A 411-nucleotide genomic window follows, 5' to 3' on the forward strand; every position below is an offset into this window, starting at 1 on the left:
GCTTTCGGCCGCCATGGGCCTGCCGCGCGGCTCGCTCAAGGTCCGGATGCCCGACGGCCGCGCCGTCCTCGTCGGCGGCAAGGCACCCGGCCCCGACGCCGAACTGGTGCTGAAGAATTGGCGCCTGCCGGGGCGCGCCTTTTCCGGCGGCACCATCGGCCTCGCGGAATCCTACATGGACGGCGATTGGGACAGCCCGGACGTCACCAGCTTCCTCGAGCTGTTCGTGGTCAATTCCGCCCTCGGCGAGAAGGTCGCCGGCGGCGCCAACTGGCTCATCAACACCGTCCAGCGCATCCGCCATTGGTTCAACGAAAACACGCATACCGGATCGCGACGCAACATCTCGGCGCATTACGATCTCGGCAACGCCTTCTACGAGAAATGGCTGGATCCGAGCATGACCTATTC

Annotated in this window: 1 protein-coding gene; it reads left to right on the forward strand. The window is 65.7% G+C overall.

Annotated elements, in window-relative coordinates:
* Positions 1-411, forward strand: a 411-nt coding sequence (locus EN780_RS38135) for a class I SAM-dependent methyltransferase (protein WP_189557216.1), incomplete at both ends; no start/stop codon positions are given.

The organism is Mesorhizobium sp. M4B.F.Ca.ET.089.01.1.1, assembly GCF_004022605.1.
Taxonomy (GTDB): domain Bacteria; phylum Pseudomonadota; class Alphaproteobacteria; order Rhizobiales; family Rhizobiaceae; genus Mesorhizobium; species Mesorhizobium abyssinicae.